We start from the raw sequence: 19,760 nt of genomic DNA on the forward strand, positions 1-19,760 counted from the left end.
CTTGGTCCTCTCAGCCCAGGTGGGGGCGGCCGAAGCTGCGGTAGTCGAAGTCGAAGCCCTGGGCGTAGGCGTGGGAATACACGTTGCGGCAATCGAGGAAGCGACGACCGTTCATGATCTCGCCGAGGTGGTTGAAATCGAGCTGGCGGTACTGGTTCCACTCCGTGACCAGGATGACCAGGTCGGCCCCCTCGCAGGCTTCGTAGGCATTCTTGCAGTAGGTGAGGTCGGGATAGACCCGGCGGAAGTTGTCCATGGCCACGGGGTCGTGGACGCGCAGGCTGGCGCCACGCTCCTCGAGCATGGCGACGATCTGCCGGCTGCCGGCGCAGCGGATGTCGTCGGTGTTGGGCTTGAAGGCGAGCCCGAGCAGCGCCACGGTCTTGCCGGCGAAGTCGGGCAGCATCTCGCTGGCCTTGGCCACGGCGCGGGCGGGCAGGCCGCTGTTGACCGCGATGGCGGCCTCGACGATGGAGGCGTGCTCGCCGTGCTGGCGGGCGATGTGGCACAGCGCGTGGGTGTCCTTGGGGAAGCAGCTGCCGCCGAAACCGAGGCCGGCGTGGAGGAACTTGCCGCCGATCCGCCGGTCCAGGCCCATGGCCTTGGCCACCTGGGAGACGTCGGCGCCCACCTTGTCGGCCAGGGTGGCGATCTCGTTGATGAAGCTGATCTTCACCGCGAGGAAGCTGTTGCTGGCGTACTTGATCAGCTCGGCGGTCTCGATGCGCGGGCAGTGGACGATGGGCGTGTCGAGCAGGAAGAGCGGCCGGTAGATCTCGCGCATCAGCTGCTCGGCCCGCTCGCTCTCGGTGCCGATGACCACGCGGTCGGGGCGCATGAAGTCCTCGATGCTCGACCCCTCGCGCAGGAACTCCGGATTGCTGGCCATGTCGAAGGCCACGGGCGCGGGGAGCGCGTCGGTGATGATCTGCTTGAGCTTGCGGGCGGTGCCCACCGGGACGGTGCTCTTGGTCACGATGACCTTGTAGCTGTCCAGGCGTTCGCCGATCTGCTGGCCGACCTGCCAGATGTAGCTCAGGTCCGCCTCGCCGCTGCCCTCGCTCTGCGGGGTCTGGACCGCGATGAACACCACGTCGGCGGCGTCCATGCCGGCTTTCAGGTCGGTGGTGAAGCTCAGGTGCCCGTCATCCACGTTCTTGGCCACGAGGGTGTCGAGCCCGGGCTCGTAGAACGGCATCTCGCCGGCCTCGATGGCGGCGATGCGCTCGGGCAGGATGTCGACGCAGGTGACCTGGTGGCCGAAGTCGGCCATGCAGGCGCCGGAGACCAGCCCCACGTATCCGGTTCCGATCATGCAGATACGGCTCAAGACAATTCCTTCCTCGCGGCCTCCAGGAGGTCGCGCAGCGTATCCTCGATGGCGTGGCGTGGCTGCCAGCCGGTTGCATCACGAAGGCGCGTGGGGTCCCCCACCAGGCAGGGGACCTCCACCGGTCGCAGGCGGGTCCGGTCCCGGACCACCTCGATCCGGGCGCTGGACAACCCCAGAAGTATCTTCAGTCCGCCCTCGATCGTCAATGCCGAGCCCGAACAGACATTGAACAAAATCCCGGGCTCGGCCTCCTCGACCAGGGTCCGGTATGCGGTCGCGACGTCGCGGACGTCGAGGAAATCGCGGCGGGGTGAGAGGTCGCCGGTGCGCAGCACGGGCTCGGCGCGACCGGCCTCGATGGCGGCGATCTGGGCCGCGAACGAGGGAAAGGCGAACCGCTGGTCCTGTCCCGGACCGGTGTGGTTGAAGGCCCGGACCGGCAGGACCGGCAGCCCGAAGCTGCGATGGTACTGGAGGCAGAGCTGGGTCGCCGCGGCCTTGCTGGTGCCGTAGGGCGACACGGGCAGGAGCGGATCGTCCTCGCGGCAGGGGCGTCCGGAGGCCGCCCGGCCGTACTCCTCGCCCGATCCCACCACCAAAAGCCGCGGCACAGCGGCGGCCCGATCGGCGAGCAGGCGCAGGGCTTCGAGCAACTCGAGCGTGCCCAGCAGGTTGGCGTGGATCGTGCCGACGGGGTCGGCGAAGCTGGCGCCGGCCGAGCTCTGGCCCGCGAGGTGGTAGACCGCGGCGATCCGCTCGTCGGCGAGCAGGTCGGCCAGTTCGGTCGCCTGCCCGGGGACGCCGGTGCCCAGTTCGCGCCGGTGCCGGAGCCAGTCCGGCGCGCGCTGGCCGTCGCCGGCTCCTGGCCGGTCGAGACCGTGGACGGTCCGTCCGGCGGCCAGGAGGTCGGCCACCAGATGCCGGCCGGCGAAGCCACAGGCCCCCGTTACCAGGACAGGAGATTCGGACATGCGGGTGGGATCCCCTCCGACGGGCCGCGGCTCAGCCGTTGAGCAGCCGCAACCATTCCTTGTAGAGGCAGCGGTCCATGACCACGGGAACCCCGGCCGCGGCGGCCTCGGCTGCGGCCTCCTCGTTGACCACCTCTTCCTGCATCCAGATCGTGCCGTCGCCGCGAGCCAATGCGGCGGTCACGATGGGCCCCACGGTCTCGCTGCGGCGGAAGATGTCGACGATGTCCACCGGTCCAGGCACGGCTGCGAGGTCGGGATAGACCGGCACGCCCAGGATCTCGTCGTGGGCCGGGTTGACCCCCACGACCTCGACGCCCAGGCCGATGAGCCAGCGGGCGATGCCATGGCTGGCGCGGTCTTCCTTGGGGGAGATCCCCACCACCGCCACGCGCTTCATGTCCGTGAGGAGTGCCTTGAGCTGACCATCGTCCATGGGTGTTCCTCGGGGCTGGGCCCGTTCTTGCAAAGATTCTCGTCAGGGCCGGACCCTTGGTCGGCCCACGTGGGCGAGTCGGGTCGGCTGGGAGGCCGCCAACGGGCACGGAACGCGGCCAGGATCCGGAAGGCCAGATTTCAGACATCGCGATGACATCCGGGACGGCAGGCAGAATCTGCCGCAAACATGGCCGAACCGCGCCAATGTACCGGTCCGGATGAGCATTGTCCAGAATGATCGCGGGACGGCACAGGCCGTGCCACAGCCCGGAGAGAGGCGAGAGCGTGCGGACACTGATGGCGCTGATCACCGTGGGGTGCGATGGACGATCGACGAAGGCGGCGCGGCAGGCCCTGGGGGGGGAGACCCTGCTGCAGCGGGCGGTGCGGACGGTGCGCGAGGCGGGTCCCGAACGGACCGTGGTCAGCCTGCCCGCGAGCGCGCCCGACGGCGCCTTGAAGGCTCTGGGTTGCGATCACCTGCTGCGTCCGGCTGACGCCACGACCCTCGAGGCGGCCATCGAACAGGCCCTTTCGGAAGATGGCGGCACCTGCGACCATGTCCTGGCCATCGATCCCCTGCTGCCCTTGCGCCGGCCCGGGCGCCTGGCCCAGGCCCTGACCCTGGTCCTGCGCGAGGGGGCCGATTGCGTCTTCAGCTGCCACCGCGAGTCGGCGCTCCTGTGGCAGCGTTCCGACATGGGCCTGGTACCGTACTTCGACCCCGCCCGCCGGCCCGGCCTGGATGCCCGTGAGGGCGACGTCCCCTGGCTGGTGGAAGATGGCGGCTTCTACCTGCTCAGCGCTGCCACCTTCCTGCGGACCGGCAGCCGGCACGGCGGTCGCATCGCCCCCCTGGAGACCGAACCCGCCGAGGCGGTGGTCGCCGACGGCTCGGCCGGACTGGCGGTCTGCCGGGCGCTGCTCGCCGAGCGCGAACGGGTGGGTGCGGCGAGCTAGCCTTTGATCTTCCGGCCTGTGGATCCCATGCTATAGTGGTCGACACGGTTTCGAACCGTTCCTGACCCTAATTCTCCGGAGGGTTCATTCCATGGGTCCGTTGGCCATGCTCATCCTGCTGGTGGCGGCGCTGGCGCTGTTCACCGCCACCATGATCCGTCGTCTCGATGTCCTGCGGGCGGCCCAGCCCGACAACCGGCTCGACCACCTGGGCCGGCGTCTGCAAGCGCTGCTCGAGGTCGGCTTCGGCCAGCGCAAGCTGCTCTACGAAAAGGGCGCAGGCTGGATGCACGCGGCCATCTTCGCCGGCTTCCTGGTGGTGGCCTTCCGCACGCTGACCCTCATCTTCCGCGGCTTCGACGCCGACTGGCGGATTCCTGGCTTCAATGAGGGCTACCTGGTGGTGCAGAACCTCTTCGAGGTGCTGGTGCTGGCGGCCGTCGTCTACGGACTGGCCCGGCGTCTGGTCACCCGCCCGGCCCGGCTCAAGCAGAGCGGAGAGGCGGTGCTGATCCTGGGCTGGATCGGCCTCTTGATGCTGACCGACCTCCTGGGCGATGCCGCCAAGTTCAACCTGCCCGGCGACCACGTCGAGCAGGGCTGGGCCTGGGTGGCCACGGCGCTGATGCCCCTGTTCGCGGGCCAGTCCGAGGGAGCGCTCCATTTCTGGCACCACCTCAACTTCTGGCTGCACGTGGGGCTGGTGCTGGCCTTCCTGAACTACCTGCCCTTCGGCAAGCACTTCCACGTGCTGACTGCGCTGCCCGCGGTGTTCACCGAGCGGCTCACTCCGTCCGGCAAGCTCGACAAGCTGGACCTGGAGAAGCTCATGGCGGAGGGTGCCGAGAGCTTCGGCGTGGGCAAGGTCGAGGATTTCAGCTGGCGCCGCCTGCTGGACATGTACACCTGCACCGAGTGCGGGCGCTGCAACACCGGCTGCCCCACGCACACCACCGACAAGCCGTTGCATCCGCGCGAGCTGATCTGCGACGAGCGCGACCATGTCTACGGCATCGCCGACCAGCTGGCCGCCATGGGCCGCCTCAAGAGCAAGGGCAACGACGCCGAGGTCAAGGCGCTGGCGGGTTCCATCGAGCGTGCGACCCTGCCCGGAGGGGTCATCGAGGAGGATGTGCTCTGGGCCTGCACCACCTGCGGCTACTGCATGGCGCACTGCCCGGTGCAGATCGACCACGTGCCCAACATCGTCGACCAGCGCCGCTACCTGGCCATGACCGAGGCCAAGATGCCCGCCGCGCTCCAGAACGCCATGCGCGGCATGGAGACCAACAGCAACCCCTGGAACGTCAGCAGCCAGGCCCGCGAGGACTGGTGCGAGGGGCTGGACGTGCCCCGACTCCGCGACAAGGGCGAGGCCGAGTGGCTGCTCTTCGTGGGCTGCGCCGGCAGCTTCGACGACCGCAACCAGAAGGTCATGAAGGCCCTCGTCCGCTGCCTGCGGGCGGCCGGGATCGACTACGCCATCCTGGGCCTGGAGGAGGGCTGCTGCGGCGACGCCACCCGGCGCGCGGGCAACGAGTACCTCTTCCAGATGCAGGCCCAGCACAACATCCAGCAGCTGCAGAAGTACGCGGTCCGCAAGGTGCTCACCGCCTGCCCCCACGGATTCAACACCATCAAGAACGAGTACCCCGATTTCGGCCTCGAGGGCGTGGAGGTGGTGCACCACAGCCAGCTCCTGCGCGACCTCCTCGCAGAGGGCCGTCTGCAGGTGTCGGCCGAGGCCGCTCACGAGATCACCTTCCACGACTCGTGCTACCTGGGCCGCCACAACGAGGAATACGACGCGCCGCGCCAGGTCCTGGCCGCGGTGCCCGGGCTCAGCCAGACCGAGATGCCGCGGTCGCGCCGCAGCGGCTTCTGCTGCGGCGCCGGCGGCGCGCGCATGTTCATGGAGGAGGATCTGGGCACCCGCATCAACCACAACCGCATCGAGGAGGCGGCGCAGACCGGGGCCAGCGAGGTCTGTGCGAGCTGCCCGTTCTGCCTGACCATGCTCGAGGATGCGGTCAAGGAGACCGACCGGCAGGAGAGCATGCGGGTGCGCGATATCGCCGAGGTGATCGCCGACAACCTGGTCGAGGACGGGGATCCTGCCGTGCCGGTCGAGCCGCCGTCGCCGGCGGCGGACACCGCGCCGGACCGTGTCGAGGACGCCGGGCCCGCACCCGAAGAGGACGGGGATCCACCCGTGACGAGCTGACCTGGACCGGTTCCGATCTGGACGGCCGCCCCGCCGGGGGTGGCCGTCTTCGTTTGTCAAGTTACGTATTTTGACTAAGTTGGGAGGGCAAGCGCCCGTATCTATGCAACGAAGGGAGACCCATGACACCCCTCGAGACCAGAACCGACCCATTCGGCGTGATGGAATGCGCCATCCTGGCAAGGACCACCGGCCATGCGGTGCAGAGCCTGCGCGAGCTGTGCGATGCCCTGCTCGAGGTGGACGCGGCCAGCATCTACTACCACTTCTGGGGCGGGCTCTTGCGGCCCGCGCTGGACGATCCCGAATATCTGAACGATTTCGCCGTCTGGGTGGGGCGAGAACTGCGCGATGGCATCCTCGCCGAACGGCTGGCCATGGTGGATCCGGTGAGCTACGCCACCATCGAGGACCTGCGCGAGGAACTCGTGGAGCTCTGCGAGGAACGGCTGGACGCCCTCGATCGCCCTCTCTGGGTGGAGCGCGACCGGCAATTCAATTTCCTCTCGGCCCGGATCGTGGTGCTGCCCACCGGCCAGAAGATCGCCGATCCTGCCGATCTGCCCACGGCGCTGCCCCGCTTCAGCCGCAGCTCCATCTTCTACCACTTCGTCGATGCCCGGCGGCGTCGCGAGGATGGCCTCGACGATCTGCGCGCCTGGGTCGCCGGCCTCGATGGCGGTCGCTATCGCCCGGTGGCCGACCGGCTGGCCATGGTCGACCCCTTCCAGGGCTCGCTCGTCAAGCTCAAGCAACAGGTGCTGGACGCGGTGTCGGCCGGACTGCAGGAGGTGACCGGATGAGCAGCCTTCTCGAGCAGTATGCCGGCGTGGTGGGCGAGGATGTCATCGAGCAGCTGCGCGGTCTGGCCCGACCGCTGGCCGGACTCAAGGTCGTCCATGTCAATTCGACCCGGGTCGGGGGCGGCGTGGCCGAGATCCTCAACAAGCTCGTGCCGTTCATGCAGGAACTGGGCCTGGAGACCTCCTGGGAGGTGATCACCGGGGACGAACCGTTCTTCGCGTGCACCAAGACCTTCCACAACGCCCTGCAGGGTTTCCCCGTGGAACCGACAGAGGTCCAGCTGCGCGCGTACGAGGACATCAACACGCACAACGCGGAGATCCTGCGACCCACGCTCCAGGACGCCGACCTCGTGGTGATCCACGATCCGCAGCCGGCCCCGTTGCTGGGGCATGTCCCCGATCGTCGGGGCCGCTGGGTCTGGCGCTGCCACATCGACCTCAGTCGTCCGCACCGACCGGTCTGGAAGTACCTGTTGCCCCACGTGGCCGGTTACGACGCCAGCATCTTCTCGCTGCCGTCGTTCGCCCGGCGGCTGCCGCACCCGTGCTACCTGATCCCGCCGAGCATCGACCCGCTGGCCGAGAAGAACATCGACCTCGACGAGTCCGAGATCACGGCCGTGCGTCAGCAGTTCAACCTCGACCCCGAGCGCTTCCTCGTCACCCAGGTCAGCCGCTTCGACCGGTTCAAGGACCCGGTGGGCGTGATCCAGGCGTTCCATCTGGTGCGCGAATATGTGCCCGGTCTGCAGCTGGTGCTCGCCGGCGGCGAGGCCAGTGACGACCCCGAGGGCGCCGCCATGCTGCGCGAGGTCCAGGCGGCGGCGGGTCAGGATCCGGATATCCGCATCCTGCTGTTGCCCGGCGACGCCCACCGCACCATCAACGCGCTCCAGCGGGCCAGCGATCTGATCCTGCAGAAATCCATCCGCGAGGGTTTCGGACTGACCGTCACCGAGGGTCTCTGGAAGGGCAAGCCGGTGATCGGAGGCAACGTGGGCGGGATCAGGCTCCAGGTCCATGACCACCAGACCGGCTTCCTGGTCGACACTCCCGAGGGGGCGGCCCTGCGCATGCGCTACCTGCTGTCCCATGCCGGGGAGCGCGAACGCATGGGGCGCCGTGCCCACGCGTTCGTCCAGGAGCACTACCTGCTCACCCGACACCTGGTGGAGTACTTGACGCTGTTCCATTGCCTCCTCAAGGGCCGGGCCGAGCGCATCGAGGTGGCCTGATGGTGGTGCCGGCGGAGTTCTGGACCGGTCTCGGTGCGGCGCCGGCCACGCTGCTGGCGCTGGATTACGATGGCACGCTGGCGCCATTCCGGCGCCAGCGCGACGAGGCCGTGCCCTATCCCGGAGTCGCCGCGCTCCTGGCCAGGATCCGCGACGAGACCGGAACCCGGCTGGTCCTGCTCTCAGGACGTCCGCCGGCGGAGGTGTCGGGTCTGCTTGGCCTTCAGCCTCCGCTGGAGGCCTGGGGCAATCACGGCTGGGAGAGCATCGACGCCCGGGGCCGATTGCACCAGCATCCCTTGCCGCGGAAGGCCGCCGTGGCCCTGGACTCGGCCCAGCAGGCCATCGACGCGGCCGGTTGGCCAGGGGAACTGGTCGAGCGTAAGCACGCCAGCCTGGCGCTGCACTGGCGCGGCGCCGACCACCCCGAGCGCCTGGCCGCCGAGGCGAGGGCCTTGCTCGCGTCCTATGCCGAGGGCGAGGACCTGGCGCTGCTCGAGTTCGCCGCCGGGCTGGAATTGCGCTGTACGTTGTGGGACAAGGGCCGCGCCCTGACGAGCATCATGGCCGGCATGGATCCCGGGACGGTGGTCGCCTACCTGGGGGACGACCGCACCGACGAGGATGCCTTCGCCGTGCTGGCCGCCGAAGCGCGGGGACTGCCCCTGCTGGTGAATGCGGACGACCGGCCCACCGCAGCCCGGGCGCGGCTGACACCGCCGGCTGAGCTGATCGCGTTTTTCGAACGCTGGCTCGCCACCTGCAGGAGGACCCCATCATGACCGAAGCCAGACGTCTGCTCATCGTCTCGAACCGCTTGCCGCTGGTGATGGACCAGCACGAGGGGCGCTGGGAGGTCCATGCGAGCTCGGGCGGCCTGGTGACGGCCATGGAGCCGGTGCTCAAGAATCGCCGGGGCCTGTGGGTCGGCTGGCCCGGGACCACCGAGCTGGAGAGCGAGGACCTCCGGCGAGCCATCACCGAGGCCGCCACCGATTTCGGCTACGATCTGGCCCCGGTGTTCATGGACGCCCGCGAGAAGCACCTCTTCTACACGGTCCTGGCCAACGGCGCGATCTGGCCGCTCTTCCACGACCTGCCCTCGCGGAGCCACTTCATGCCCGAGGCCTGGCACGTCTACCAGGAGATCAACGGCCGCTTCGCCCAGGCCATCGAGCAGCAGGTCCAGGAGGGCGACTTCGTCTGGATCCACGACTATCACCTGATCCAGGTCGCCCAGCACCTGCGTCGGTCGGGAGTCCAGCAGCGCCTGGGCTTCTTCCTGCACATCCCCTTCCCGCCGGCGGACGTCTTCCTCAAGCTGCCCTGGCGGCTGCAGATCCTGGAGGATCTTCTCCAGTACGACCTCGTCGGCTTCCAGACCCAGCGCGACCGGCGGAATTTCGTGCGCTGCGTGCGGACGCTGTTGCCTGAGCGCGCCCGCGCCCAGACCAAGGGTGGCCGCACCACCATCGATTTCGAGGAACGTCAGACCCTGATCGGGGTCTTCCCCATCGGGATCGACGCCGCAGGATTCGCCCGCGACGCCGCCGCCGAGGAGGTGGCCGAGCGCGCCTGGTACCTGCACGAGAACTATCCGGAACGCCAGATCATCCTGGGCGTCGACCGGCTCGACTACACCAAGGGCGTTCCCGAGAAGCTCCAGGCTTTCCGGCACATGCTGCGTCACTGGCCCGAACTGAGAACCAGGGTGACGCTGGTCCAGGTCGTGGTCCCCAGCCGCTGGGACATCGCCGAGTACGATCAGCTCAAGCAGGAGATCGAACGCCTGGTGGGCGAGATCAATGGCGAGTTCTCCCGCCCCGGCTGGGTTCCTGTCCACTACCACTACCGCCACCTCGACCGTGTCGAGCTGCTGGCCTACTACCGCACCGCGGAGATGCTCATCGCCTCGCCCTGGAAGGACGGCATGAACCTGGTGGCCAAGGAGTACTGCGCCTGCGATCTCGAGGGCAAGGGCGTGCTGCTGCTGAGCGAGTTCGCCGGGGCGGCGGCCCAGATGCATCGCCACGCGCTCATGTTCAATCCCCACGACATCGTGGGCATGGCCGAGTCCATCCATCAGGGACTGAACATGTCCGAGGAGGAGCGTCAGCGGCGCATGCGGGGCCTGCAGCGGAACGTCCGCAAGCAGGATGTGTTCTGGTGGGTCGACCGGTTCCTCCATGCCGCGCTGCAGCGACGTCTGAAGGACTTCCCCACGGTCGACGAGTTCTTCCCAGGCACCGAGCCCCTTGCGTCGGAAGCCTGATCGGGGTATTCCTGGGTCAATTCCAGCTTCAAGGAGCGACCTGACATGACTATGCAGCCACCGGTGGCCATGACCCCACGCCTCGACAGAGTCTTCGCCCGCGGCAAGGAGTTCCTCGGCGTCGACGTTCCCATCATGTGCGGCGCCATGACCTGGATCAGCGAGGCCAACCTGGTCTCGCTCATGGGCAACCTGGGCGCCTTCGGCAGCCTGGCCGCCGGCAACATGCCGCCCGAACTGTTCGAGGCGGAGGTGAAGAAGACCCAGGAACTCACCGACCGGCCCTTCGCCGCCAACCTCATCACCATCGCGCCGAACTACCAGGCGCATCTGGAGATCCTCTGCTCGGCCGGGCTCAGCCACATCGTTTTCGCGGGGTCCATCCCGCGGCGCACCGAGGTCGAGAAGGCCAAGCGCAGCGGCGCCAAGGTGCTCTGCTTCGCCTCCAACACCAGCATCGCCCGGCGCATGCTCGACTACGGCGCCGACGCCCTCATCCTCGAGGGTAGCGAGGCGGGTGGCCACATCGGCCACGTCTCCACGGTGGTGCTGCTCCAGAACGTCCTCTTCGAGTACGGTGACACCGTGCCCATCTTCATCGCGGGCGGCATCGCCACCGGCGAGATGATCGGCCATCTGGGACTCATGGGCGCTGCCGGTGCCCAGCTCGGCACGCGCTTCGTGGTGGCCGAGGAGTGCGCGGTCCATCAGAACTTCAAGGATGTCTTCATCAAGGCCCGCGCCCGCGAGGCCATCGCCACGCCCCAGTACAGCTCCAAGCTGCCGGTGGTGGCCGTCCGCGCGCTCAACAACCCGGCCATGGACGAGTTCGGCAAGCTCCAGCTCAAGCTGCTCAAGCAACTCGAGAACGGCGAGATCAACCGTCAGGAAGCGCAGTACGAGGTCGAGAAGTACTGGGTGGGAAGCCTGCGCGAGGGCGCCATCGAGGGTCGGGTCGACATCGGTTCGCTCATGGCCGGACAGTCGGTGGGCCTGGTGAAGAAGGTGCAGCCACTGCGCGAGATCCTGGTGGAGCTGGTGGAGGGGGCGGACCGGGCGCTCGGGCAGGTGGAACAGCGGCTGGGCGGGGGTGCGGTGGCCGGCCAGGCCTGATGCGGTACGCTTCTTGATCATCTTCCCTCGAATCAGCGGCGGGCATGCAAGATGCCCGCAGTGGTCCTGCTTCGGGGAGATGCACCATGGCCCAGCTTTGCCGTTGTCTTGCCTTTTTCGCCCTCTCCCTGGGCCTCGTGCACCTGGCCGCCCCGGCCATGGCGGACGAGTCCCTCCGTTCCCAGGCTGCCGCCAATTACCTGCAGGCGGCGGCCGCACCCATGCAGGCCGGTGATCTGGTCGAGGCCGCCGAGATTCTCGAAGAGGGGCTCGAACGTTCCACGGCCACCCCCGAACTCCTGACCCTGCTCGGCGACATCTACCGGCGTCAGGGCCGGCTGAATGAGGCCACCAACGCCCTGGAGGAGGCCCTGGCCCTGGAACCGACCTATGCGCCGGCTCATCTGAGCCTGGGGGATCTCTACATGGATATGGGCTGGCTCGATTCCGCCGCCGAGAGCTATCGGGCCTCGTTGCAGGCCGACGAACACGCCGCGGCCGGCCGCTACCGCCTGGTGAACTGCCTGGCCGAGGCGGGGAGCTTGCGCGCCGCCGAGAAGGAATGCCGCGAGTTCCTGACCGCAGACGAGACGCCGGCGCTGTGCGTGGCGCTCGGTGAGATCCTGCAGAAGCAGCAGCGGAGCCAGGAAGCCATGGCGGCTTATGACCGTGCCATCGAACTGGACCAACGTTGTGCCGACGCCCACAGCCATCGGGCCGGTCTCCTCTGCCAGCTCGGGCAATACGAGGCAGCCATGGTGGCGAGCCGCAGGGCGCTCGAGATCCATCCCGATCACGCCGCGGCCCACGGCTGGCTGGGGCTGGCCAGCGCCCACCGGGAGGATTACATGGGTGCCTACAGCCACGCGGTGAAGGCGCAGAACGCTGGTGTGGACATGTCCGAGGTGTGGTCGTTGCTACAGCGGCAGAACTGAGCACCCCATGACACGGAAGAGGGGCCGTCTCGCGAGACGGCCCCTCTGTCGTTGCCTGCCAGAAGCGGCTACTTCTTGATCTCCTGCACCGCCTCGGTCAACGTCGGCAGCACCGCGAAGAGGTCGGCCGCGATGCCGTAATCGGCCACCTTGAAGATGGGCGCGTTGTCGTCCTTGTTGATGGCCACGATGCACTTGGACGAGCTCATGCCCGCCAGGTGCTGGATGGCGCCCGAGATGCCGCAGGCCACGTACAGGTTGGGGGCGACGGTCTTGCCGGTCTGGCCCACCTGATGGCTGTAGTCGACCCAGCCGGCGTCGACGATGGCGCGGCTGGCGCCGGCCGCGGCGCCGAACGCCTCCGCTAGCTTCTCGATCAGCTCGTAGTTCTCGGGACCCTTGATTCCCCGACCGCCCGAGACCACGATCTCGGCCTCGGTCAGCGAGACCTGTCCGGCCGCGGCGTTCTCCTCGGCGGTGACCCGGGCCTTGGCCGCCCCGGCATCCAGGCCGGGAGCGAAGCTCAGGGCCTCGGCCGTGCCGCCGGTCTCGGCCAGGGCGAAGGCGTTGGGACGGATCCCCACCACGGCCACGGCTGATTTGGCGACCACCTCGGCGTAGCACTTGCCGGCGAATACCGGGCGGCGCACCACCAGCCCGCCGTCCCAGGACAGGCCCACGGCGTCGCTGATGCAGGCCGCACCCAGGCGGGCGGCCAGCTTGGGCGCCAGGTCCTTGCCCATGGCGGTGGAGCCCACGAGCACCACATCGGGCTGGTGCGCGGCCACGAACGTGGCCATGGCCTGGGTCCAGAGCTCGCTGTCATAACGTTCGAATTCCGGCGCCTCGGCCGTGAAGACCTTGTGCGCGCCGTAGTTGCCGGCCTGGGCGGCCACGTCGCAGCCGGCGGCGTGCAGATGCACACCCCAGACCTCGCCACCCTGGGCCTCGGCCAGCTTGCGGGCCTCGCTGAGCATCTGCCAGGAGACCTTCTTGATCTGACCGGCCCGCTGCTCGATGAAAACGGCGATGTTCGGCATGTCCTGCCTCCTTCGGGTCGGGTCAGATGATCTTGGCGTCCTCGTGCAGCGCGCGCGCCAGTTCGCGGGCGGCGGCCTGGGGATCGTCGGCGGTGATCATGGTGCAGGCGCCACGGGGCGGCGGCGGGGAATACTGCTTGATCTCGGTCAGCGCGGCGGGGGGCGCCAGCCCCAGACCGGCGCAGTCGACCACTTCCACCGGCTTCATGCCGGCCTTCATGATGTTGGGCAGGCTCGGCAGGCGCGGTTCGTTCAGACCCTTGCTGCAGGTGAGCACCGCGGGCAGCGGGCTGTCCACCACCTCCACGCCGCCCTCGATCTCGCGCCTGGCGGTGAGCGCGCCGTCCTTCAGCTCGAGATGGCCGATGTAGCCGACATGGGGCATGCCCAGCAACTCGGCCACCATCACGCCCACCTGGCTGGCGTCGTCGTCGATGGCCTTGATGCCGAAGAGCACCAGGTCGTAAGCATCGCGCTTCAAGACGGCGGCCAGCACCTGGGCGATGGCGAAGGGGTCGGCCGCAGCCAGCGCCGGGTCGTCGACCACGACGGCCTTGTCGCAGCCCACGGCGAGGCAGTCCTTCTTGATCATCTCGCGGACCTTGGCCTCGGGCCCCACGGTGATGGCGGTGATCTCGCCGTCGCCGAGTTTCTCCTTGATGAGGACGGCTTCCTCCACGGCGAACTGGTCGTAGGGGTTGACGACCATGGTGAAGGACGACCGGTCCAGCTCCGGCACCGGGCCCGGCAAGTTGATCCGGGTCTCGGAATCGGGCACCTGCTTCACGCAGACCGCGATCTTCATGGCTCCTCCTATGCGTACGGGGGATCGCACGCTGCCGCGTCGGGCGGTGGCGGATTGATCGCAGCGCCCCGAACAGGGCGCCGCAGGTTGCTCAACGGGGCATGATAGGCGGGCAGGCCAGCGGCGTCAATCACCCGGCACGTCCGGGCGGGCATTTCTGACTCAATTCCTCACGTTCCTGTCCGATCATGAGAGCAGGAGGACCCAGCAGCGCACGCCGTCGAGCGAATGGATGCCGCCCGATGATCCCGTTCCACAATGTCGACGAGGAACGCTCCCAGAGTCTGGCCCGGCTCTTCAATTGCCTGGCCTCGCTGGTGGCATTCCTGGTCATCAGCGTATTCAACGACCTCTACGGGACGGCGCTGTTCTACCGGGCCATGACCACCATCGCCGGCTACACGGTCTTCTCGACGATCTGGCTCACCATGGTCCGCAACCTGCCCGGCCGTCATCCCTGGCGCCGCTACGTGTCCATGTTCGCCGATCTGGGGGTGATGACCCTCTACCTGCACCTCTCGGGCCGCTACGGTGCCATGTTCTATCCGCTGTTCCTGTGGATCATCATCGGCAACGGGATCCGTTTCGGCGAACGCTTCCTGATCACCGGGATCTTGATGGGGTTCCTGGGCCTGGGGTCGGTGGTTGGGTTGAGCGATCACTGGCACGATCAGATCGAGACCGGCATCGGGCTGCTGGTCGGGGTCGTGGTGCTGCCGATCTTCTACCAGAGCGTGCTGCGGCGTCTGCGCAAGATGCAGGGCCTGGAGATGGCCCTGGCCGAGTCGCAGCTGGCGGAGAAGGCCAAGGACGAGTTCCTGGCCACCATGAGCCACGAGATCCGCACGCCCATGAACGGGGTGCTGGGCATGGCCGAGTCGCTCGCGGAGACCGATCTCGACGGCGACCAGCGCGACCAGCTGAACATCATCACTCGCTCGGTCGAGTCGCTGCTCAACATCATCAACGACATCCTCGACCACGCCAAGATCACCGCGGGCAGGATGACCCTCGAGAAGGAGCCGTTCGATCTGGCCCAGGTCCTCGAGGATGTCCATCTCCTCTTGCGGTCGACGGCGTCGGCCCAGGGACTCGCGCTGAGCTTCGACTATCCGGACGCGATGCATCGCTGGTTCCGCGGCGATGCCGGACGGATCCGGCAGATCGCCCTGAACCTGGTGGGCAACGCGATCAAGTTCACCGAGCAGGGGTCGGTGTCCCTCCGTTGCCGTTGCCTCGAGGGAGCGGAGCCGGCGATGGTGGCGATCACCGTGACGGACACCGGCATCGGCATTGCACCCGAGCGGATCGCGGCCATCTTCGATCAATTCGAACAGGCCGACAATTCCACCAGCCGTCGCTACGGCGGCACCGGACTCGGGCTCGCCATCAGCCAGCAGTTGGCCCGGCTCATGGACGGAGACGTCGCCGTGGAATCGACCGAGGGCGAGGGTTCGGTCTTCACGGTGACGCTGCCCCTCGCCAGGTGCCAGGCGCCGGCTGAGACCCCCCAGCAGGCCACGGAGCGGGACCTGCCTCAGTTCGGGATCCGGGCCCTGGTGGCCGAGGACAACCGGATCAATCAGATGGTGGTGGGCAAGCTGTTGCGGCGGCTGGGGGTGACGCCGGTCATCGTGGAGAACGGGGAGGAAGCCCTGGCCATGCTGGAGGCCGAGCCGTTCGACGTGATCTTCATGGACGTGCGCATGCCCATCCTGAACGGCTACGAGACAACGCGTCGCATCCGCGCGCGCACCGACGGACTGGCGCAGATCCCCATCCTCGCCGTGACGGCGGACGCCACGCGTGCCGATATCCGCAAATCGCTCGAGGCCGGCATGGACCTGCACCTGAGCAAACCTTTGCGCGTGGCGGAGCTGGCCCAGGCCATCGCCTCGGTGCTGCCCGCCGGGACCCCGGCCTGACGGGCGTCGCCGCGAAAACTCACTTCACCATGGTCACGCGCAGGTGATCGATGCGATCGCCGGCGCGGAGTTGCACCAGGTAGACGCCGGCCGCCACCGCCCGCCCGCCAGCATCACGTCCATCCCAGGTCACGGCATGATTCCCGGCCTCCAGCTCGCCGCGGACCAGCTCGGCCACGCGCCGGCCGCGGGCATCGTAGACCGTGAGTCCCACCGCCCGAGTGCGGTCGAGGGCGAAGGAGATCTCGGTGCGAGGATTGAACGGGTTGGGGGTGGCGCGATGGAGCCGGGGCGCTGCCGCCACGTCGCCGGCGGCGGTGAGCGAGATCCGTTGCAGACCGGTCTGGACCAGCGAGAAGACCTGGTCGCCCTGGAGGTCTCCGGTGTGAGCCACGAGGACCTGGTAGGTGCCGGCCGCCGCGCCCGCGACCCGGACCTGCTCCACGTTGTCGCGATGGTTCTCGCCCGTGGCGGCCGGGGCGGAGGGGTTGGCTGGATCCAGCGACCAGGGCAGGAAGATCGCCCCGTCGTCCTCGCGGACCAGCCGGAGGTCGAGATCGTTGACGAGCATGGGGTCGGGCGGATCGAGGGACCAGCCCGGGGGCGTGCCGGCGGGATCGGTCCAGGCTAGGGTGACCGCCAGCTCCCCGCCGCCGTTGTGGTACCAGCGGGAGACGTGCGTACTGCCCTCGACCAGGGACTCCTCCAGGAGCCGCCGCCCGCCCGCCGCATCGTCCTGGATCAGGAGCGCGGCCGCGGCCGTGTTGAGCAGGCCCCAGCCGTGCATGTAGTCGGGGCCGGGCGCCGGGCCGGCCTCGCTGGCGGTATGCAGCGCCAGGGCCTTGAGCGTGCTGGCCAGGAGCGGGGCGCCGCCGTGGAGCGTCTCGTACTGCTGGACCAGCAGGTTGAGCGAGCCGCAAGCGCTGGGGCTGGCCATGCTCGTCCCCGAGTACGTGGCGTAGGCGTCATCGGCGCTGTTGTGGGTGCTGTAGAGCTCGACGCCGTTGGTCACCAGGTCCGGCTTGATCCGGCCGTCATCGGTGGGCCCCCAGTTGGTGAAGTCGCTGGCCAGGACGTCGGCAGGACCGGACCAGCCGCCGGCGATGTCGTGGACGGCGCCCACGGTGAGGATGTTCTTGGCGTTGCCGCGGTAGCCGATGGTGTCGAAGCCGTCGAGACCGCCGTCGGGGTCGCGGACGGTGGTGGACCAGACCCAGCCGCCGTCCTGCCAGACCAGGTGTCCGCCGCCCGGTTTGGGACCGTAGTCGTTGCGGTCGTTGCCCGCGCTCTTGCAGATCAGGTAGTAGGGGGCGGCGTGGGCGATGGCGTCCCAGTCGGCGGCGCCGCTGCCATAGAAGCCGAACCCGGGGTCCTCGACCTCGCTGACGGTGGGATCGCCGAACCAGTACCAGTTCTCGTCGTCCTCGCCCCAGCCGAAGCGCCAGCCCACCACGCCGCCGTAGCTGTGGTTGCTGAGGCGCAAACCGGCGGCTGCGGCGGCGGCCATCTCGGCCACGTCGTCGTCCCAGCGATAGCTGTCCAGCCGGGCCGCGGGGGACATGCCGCGGGCCTGGGGATCGATGCCGGCGGCCACCATGGTGCCCGCCACGTGGGTCGAGTGGTAATGGGTGGGGATGGCGCCCTCGGGCACCGCGACCCGTCCCTGGAATTCCTGGTGCGTGGCGAGGGCCGCGCCCGCATCCCACACCGCCAGCTCGCCGGCCTGGTTGGCGCCATCGAGGGCGAGGCCGGTCCAGCCGCCGGGCCAGGCCGCGTCGGTGCTCACGGTGATCGCGGCATCCAGGTTCTCGATGGCGTAGAACAGCGGTCGGCCGTCGGGCCGCACGCCCATCAGCTCGAGCCGTGGATCGGCGTTCAGGCTGGCCTGGGGGCCCACGACCTTGCCCAGGAGGGCCCGATAGGCCGGGCCGCGCAGTGCCGCGGATTCGGCGAGCGCCCGGATGCGGATGGTGTCGAGCCGCTGTCCATCGGTCTCCGCGGCGCTGGCCGCGAGGACCGGTAGCAGGCAGATCAGACAGATCAGGCAGATCAGGCGGATGGGGAGCAGTTGGTCGCGCATGGCAGCCTCCGTGTCGGGATTCGTCAGGACAATCCTATCACATCCGCAGCAGGATGCGGTGCGGGTCACGGTGGCTCCTGACACGTTAGGAATGGAGGTGACAGGAGTCAACTCATGGCGCTGACCGGCGCCCGCGAGCTTGAGGGGAGGCGCTTGCATCGCTATGTTAGCGGCCAGCTCTGCACTCCATCGCATCCCTGGAGCGTCTGCATGTCCCTTTCCTGCGACCTCGCCGTGCTCGGTGACGGCCCTGGCGGCCACGAGGCGGCCTTGCGGGCGGCTCATCATGGCCTGCAGACCATCCTCGTCGCGCCGGAGAGAGACCTGGCCGCGACCGGTCCGCAGGACGGCGGGGTCTCCCTCGGGGCGCTGGTCCAGGCCGCCGCGGTCTGGCGGACCTGCCAGCACGATGCCCGCCGGCTCGGCATCGCCGCGGGCGGGTCGACCTGCGACTGGGCGCAGGTCCTTGGTCATGGCCAGGCCGTTGCCAGGGACCTCGGCCGAGTCCGGCGCCAGTCGCTGATCCGGGCCGGAGTGCGCCGGGTGGCAGGCCAGGGCCGCCTCGCGGGGCCGGGCCGCCTGCTGGTGACGCGGCCCACGGGAGCCACCGAGGAGATCGCCGCAGGCAGGATCGTGCTGGCTGCCGGTGCAGACCCCGTGACCGTCCCCGGGGTCGCGGTGGACGGTGTGCGGATCCTGGCCAGCGATCACCTCCAGCGGATCGACCGCGTTCCCGCGTCGCTCCTCGTGGTGGGGGCCGGCCCGGTGGGCGTGGAGGTGGCCACGGTCTTCGCCGCCTTCGGTAGCCAGGTCACCCTGGTGGAGATGGGCGACCGGATCCTGCCCCGGGAAGATTCCGAGGCCGCCGCGTTGCTGCAGGCCTCGTTGCGGCAGCAAGGGGTGGCGGTGCGCACGGCCAACCGAGCCATCGCGGCCACGGCTGTGGACCAGGCCGTGACCTGCACGCTGCTCGACATCGCCAGCCGGTCCGAGGAAGTCCTCACGGCCGAGAGGCTGGTGGTGGCGGCGGGCTGGCGCGCCGACACCAGGGAGCTGGGCCTGGAGACGGTCACCGCACAGACCGATCGCCGGGGACGCCTGCTCACCGATTGCCACCAGCGGACCGCCACCGAGGGCCTCTACGCCATCGGCGACGTCACGCCCACGCCACGGCTGGCGCACCTGGCCCGCCGCGAGGCGCTCCAGGCGATCGACCACGCCGCCGGCCACGCCCGACCCCCGATCCGCCACCAGCAGATCCCCCGCTGCGTATACGGCCATCCCGAGCTGGCTGCGGTGGGCTTGACCGAGGCCGCGGCCGAGGCCGAGGGGCGTCTGGTCCGGGTGGGGCGTTGCGATCTGGAGACGCTGGACCAGGCCGCGATCCTGGGCGATCCCCGGGGATTCGTGAAGGTGGTGGCCGACCGCGAGACCGGCCGGCCGGTGGGCGTGCACCTGGTGGGCGCCCGGGTCACCGAACTCATCGCCGCCGCGGCCACCGCGCTGGGCCTCGACGCCGACCTGACCCGCTGGTCCGACATCGTCCTCCCGTACCCGACCCTGAGCGAGGCGGTGGGCGCGGCCGTGCATGCGGCCGCCGCCGAACCCCAGACCGGAGCGTGA

16 protein-coding genes are annotated in these 19,760 nt (G+C 68.9%); 10 read left to right on the forward strand and 6 right to left on the reverse strand.

Annotated elements, in window-relative coordinates:
* Positions 1 to 10: 10 nt before the first annotated feature.
* Genes IFSED24_RS01810 through IFSED24_RS01820 form a run of 3 tightly spaced genes read right to left on the reverse strand, consistent with a single transcriptional unit; the run spans position 11 to position 2,740 of the window.
* Positions 11 to 1,330: a UDP-glucose dehydrogenase family protein gene (locus tag IFSED24_RS01810; RefSeq protein ID WP_491333524.1), complete on the reverse strand. Its 1,320-nt coding sequence runs from the start codon at positions 1,328 to 1,330 to the stop codon at positions 11 to 13.
* Positions 1,327 to 2,304: a GDP-mannose 4,6-dehydratase gene (locus IFSED24_RS01815; RefSeq protein WP_491333525.1), complete on the reverse strand. Its 978-nt coding sequence runs from the start codon at positions 2,302 to 2,304 to the stop codon at positions 1,327 to 1,329. Before IFSED24_RS01815 ends, IFSED24_RS01810 begins: the two co-directional genes overlap by 4 nt.
* 31 nt (positions 2,305 to 2,335) lie before the next feature.
* Complete coding sequence (locus IFSED24_RS01820) at positions 2,336 to 2,740, reverse strand: CoA-binding protein (RefSeq protein WP_491333526.1); 405 nt, start codon at positions 2,738 to 2,740, stop codon at positions 2,336 to 2,338.
* 287 nt (positions 2,741 to 3,027) lie between these two features.
* Between IFSED24_RS01820 and IFSED24_RS01825 the strand changes: the two genes are divergently transcribed.
* The 8 genes from IFSED24_RS01825 (at position 3,028) to IFSED24_RS01860 (ending at position 12,287) form a co-directional block, all read left to right on the forward strand.
* Entirely contained in the window at positions 3,028 to 3,702 is a 675-nt protein-coding gene (locus IFSED24_RS01825) for an NTP transferase domain-containing protein (RefSeq protein WP_491333527.1), read from the forward strand.
* Positions 3,703 to 3,793: 91 nt separating this feature from the next.
* Complete coding sequence (locus tag IFSED24_RS01830; protein WP_491333528.1) at positions 3,794 to 5,926, forward strand: (Fe-S)-binding protein; 2,133 nt, start codon at positions 3,794 to 3,796, stop codon at positions 5,924 to 5,926.
* Between the two features lie 122 nt (positions 5,927 to 6,048).
* Positions 6,049 to 6,729, forward strand: a complete 681-nt coding sequence (locus tag IFSED24_RS01835) for a DUF5752 family protein (RefSeq protein ID WP_491333529.1) — start codon at positions 6,049 to 6,051, stop codon at positions 6,727 to 6,729.
* Complete coding sequence (locus IFSED24_RS01840; RefSeq protein ID WP_491333530.1) at positions 6,726 to 7,967, forward strand: glycosyltransferase; 1,242 nt, start codon at positions 6,726 to 6,728, stop codon at positions 7,965 to 7,967. Before IFSED24_RS01835 ends, IFSED24_RS01840 begins: the two co-directional genes overlap by 4 nt.
* Positions 7,967 to 8,749 carry a trehalose-phosphatase gene (gene otsB / locus IFSED24_RS01845; protein WP_491333531.1) on the forward strand — a complete coding sequence of 261 codons (783 nt, stop codon included), beginning with the start codon at positions 7,967 to 7,969 and terminating at the stop codon, positions 8,747 to 8,749. The genes IFSED24_RS01840 and otsB overlap by 1 nt, the downstream gene beginning before the upstream one ends.
* The gene (locus IFSED24_RS01850) at positions 8,746 to 10,239 is read left to right on the forward strand and encodes an alpha,alpha-trehalose-phosphate synthase (UDP-forming) (protein WP_491333532.1); all 1,494 of its coding nucleotides are present in this window, start codon (positions 8,746 to 8,748) and stop codon (positions 10,237 to 10,239) included. The genes otsB and IFSED24_RS01850 overlap by 4 nt, the downstream gene beginning before the upstream one ends.
* Positions 10,240 to 10,284: 45 nt before the next feature.
* Entirely contained in the window at positions 10,285 to 11,352 is a 1,068-nt protein-coding gene (locus tag IFSED24_RS01855) for an NAD(P)H-dependent flavin oxidoreductase (RefSeq protein ID WP_491333533.1), read from the forward strand.
* A gap of 86 nt (positions 11,353 to 11,438) precedes the next feature.
* Positions 11,439 to 12,287 (forward strand): tetratricopeptide repeat protein, encoded by an 849-nt coding sequence (locus IFSED24_RS01860; protein ID WP_491333534.1) that lies wholly within the window; start codon positions 11,439 to 11,441, stop codon positions 12,285 to 12,287.
* Between the two features lie 68 nt (positions 12,288 to 12,355).
* Here IFSED24_RS01860 and IFSED24_RS01865 read toward each other — a convergent pair whose 3' ends face one another.
* The gene (locus tag IFSED24_RS01865) at positions 12,356 to 13,327 is read right to left on the reverse strand and encodes an electron transfer flavoprotein subunit alpha/FixB family protein (RefSeq protein ID WP_491333535.1); all 972 of its coding nucleotides are present in this window, start codon (positions 13,325 to 13,327) and stop codon (positions 12,356 to 12,358) included.
* A 22-nt stretch (positions 13,328 to 13,349) separates the two neighbouring features.
* Complete coding sequence (locus tag IFSED24_RS01870; protein WP_491333536.1) at positions 13,350 to 14,132, reverse strand: electron transfer flavoprotein subunit beta/FixA family protein; 783 nt, start codon at positions 14,130 to 14,132, stop codon at positions 13,350 to 13,352.
* 242 nt (positions 14,133 to 14,374) lie between these two features.
* Between IFSED24_RS01870 and IFSED24_RS01875 the strand changes: the two genes are divergently transcribed.
* Positions 14,375 to 16,057, forward strand: coding sequence for an ATP-binding protein (locus IFSED24_RS01875; RefSeq protein ID WP_491333537.1), 1,683 nt, complete (start codon positions 14,375 to 14,377; stop codon positions 16,055 to 16,057).
* A gap of 19 nt (positions 16,058 to 16,076) precedes the next feature.
* Here IFSED24_RS01875 and IFSED24_RS01880 read toward each other — a convergent pair whose 3' ends face one another.
* Complete coding sequence (locus tag IFSED24_RS01880) at positions 16,077 to 18,137, reverse strand: S8 family serine peptidase (protein WP_491333538.1); 2,061 nt, start codon at positions 18,135 to 18,137, stop codon at positions 16,077 to 16,079.
* Positions 18,138 to 18,347: 210 nt separating this feature from the next.
* On the opposite strand from IFSED24_RS01880, the gene IFSED24_RS01885 reads away from it, so the two are divergent.
* A complete protein-coding gene (locus IFSED24_RS01885; protein ID WP_491333539.1) occupies positions 18,348 to 19,760 on the forward strand; it encodes a dihydrolipoyl dehydrogenase family protein in 1,413 nt (470 codons plus the stop codon).

Source organism: Candidatus Latescibacter sp. IFSED24 (genome assembly GCF_058273205.1).

Coding starts and splice junctions, on each gene's coding strand:
- IFSED24_RS01815 (WP_491333525.1), bottom strand. CDS start 2,304: ATGTCCGAATCTCCTGTCCTGGTAACGGGGGCCTGTGGCTTCGCCGGC.
- IFSED24_RS01820 (WP_491333526.1), bottom strand. CDS start 2,740: ATGGACGATGGTCAGCTCAAGGCACTCCTCACGGACATGAAGCGCGTG.
- IFSED24_RS01830 (WP_491333528.1), top strand. CDS start 3,794: ATGGGTCCGTTGGCCATGCTCATCCTGCTGGTGGCGGCGCTGGCGCTG.
- IFSED24_RS01835 (WP_491333529.1), top strand. CDS start 6,049: ATGACACCCCTCGAGACCAGAACCGACCCATTCGGCGTGATGGAATGC.
- IFSED24_RS01840 (WP_491333530.1), top strand. CDS start 6,726: ATGAGCAGCCTTCTCGAGCAGTATGCCGGCGTGGTGGGCGAGGATGTC.
- otsB (WP_491333531.1), top strand. CDS start 7,967: ATGGTGGTGCCGGCGGAGTTCTGGACCGGTCTCGGTGCGGCGCCGGCC.
- IFSED24_RS01850 (WP_491333532.1), top strand. CDS start 8,746: ATGACCGAAGCCAGACGTCTGCTCATCGTCTCGAACCGCTTGCCGCTG.
- IFSED24_RS01855 (WP_491333533.1), top strand. CDS start 10,285: ATGACTATGCAGCCACCGGTGGCCATGACCCCACGCCTCGACAGAGTC.
- IFSED24_RS01860 (WP_491333534.1), top strand. CDS start 11,439: ATGGCCCAGCTTTGCCGTTGTCTTGCCTTTTTCGCCCTCTCCCTGGGC.
- IFSED24_RS01865 (WP_491333535.1), bottom strand. CDS start 13,327: ATGCCGAACATCGCCGTTTTCATCGAGCAGCGGGCCGGTCAGATCAAG.
- IFSED24_RS01870 (WP_491333536.1), bottom strand. CDS start 14,132: ATGAAGATCGCGGTCTGCGTGAAGCAGGTGCCCGATTCCGAGACCCGG.
- IFSED24_RS01875 (WP_491333537.1), top strand. CDS start 14,375: ATGATCCCGTTCCACAATGTCGACGAGGAACGCTCCCAGAGTCTGGCC.
- IFSED24_RS01880 (WP_491333538.1), bottom strand. CDS start 18,137: ATGCGCGACCAACTGCTCCCCATCCGCCTGATCTGCCTGATCTGTCTG.
- IFSED24_RS01885 (WP_491333539.1), top strand. CDS start 18,348: ATGTCCCTTTCCTGCGACCTCGCCGTGCTCGGTGACGGCCCTGGCGGC.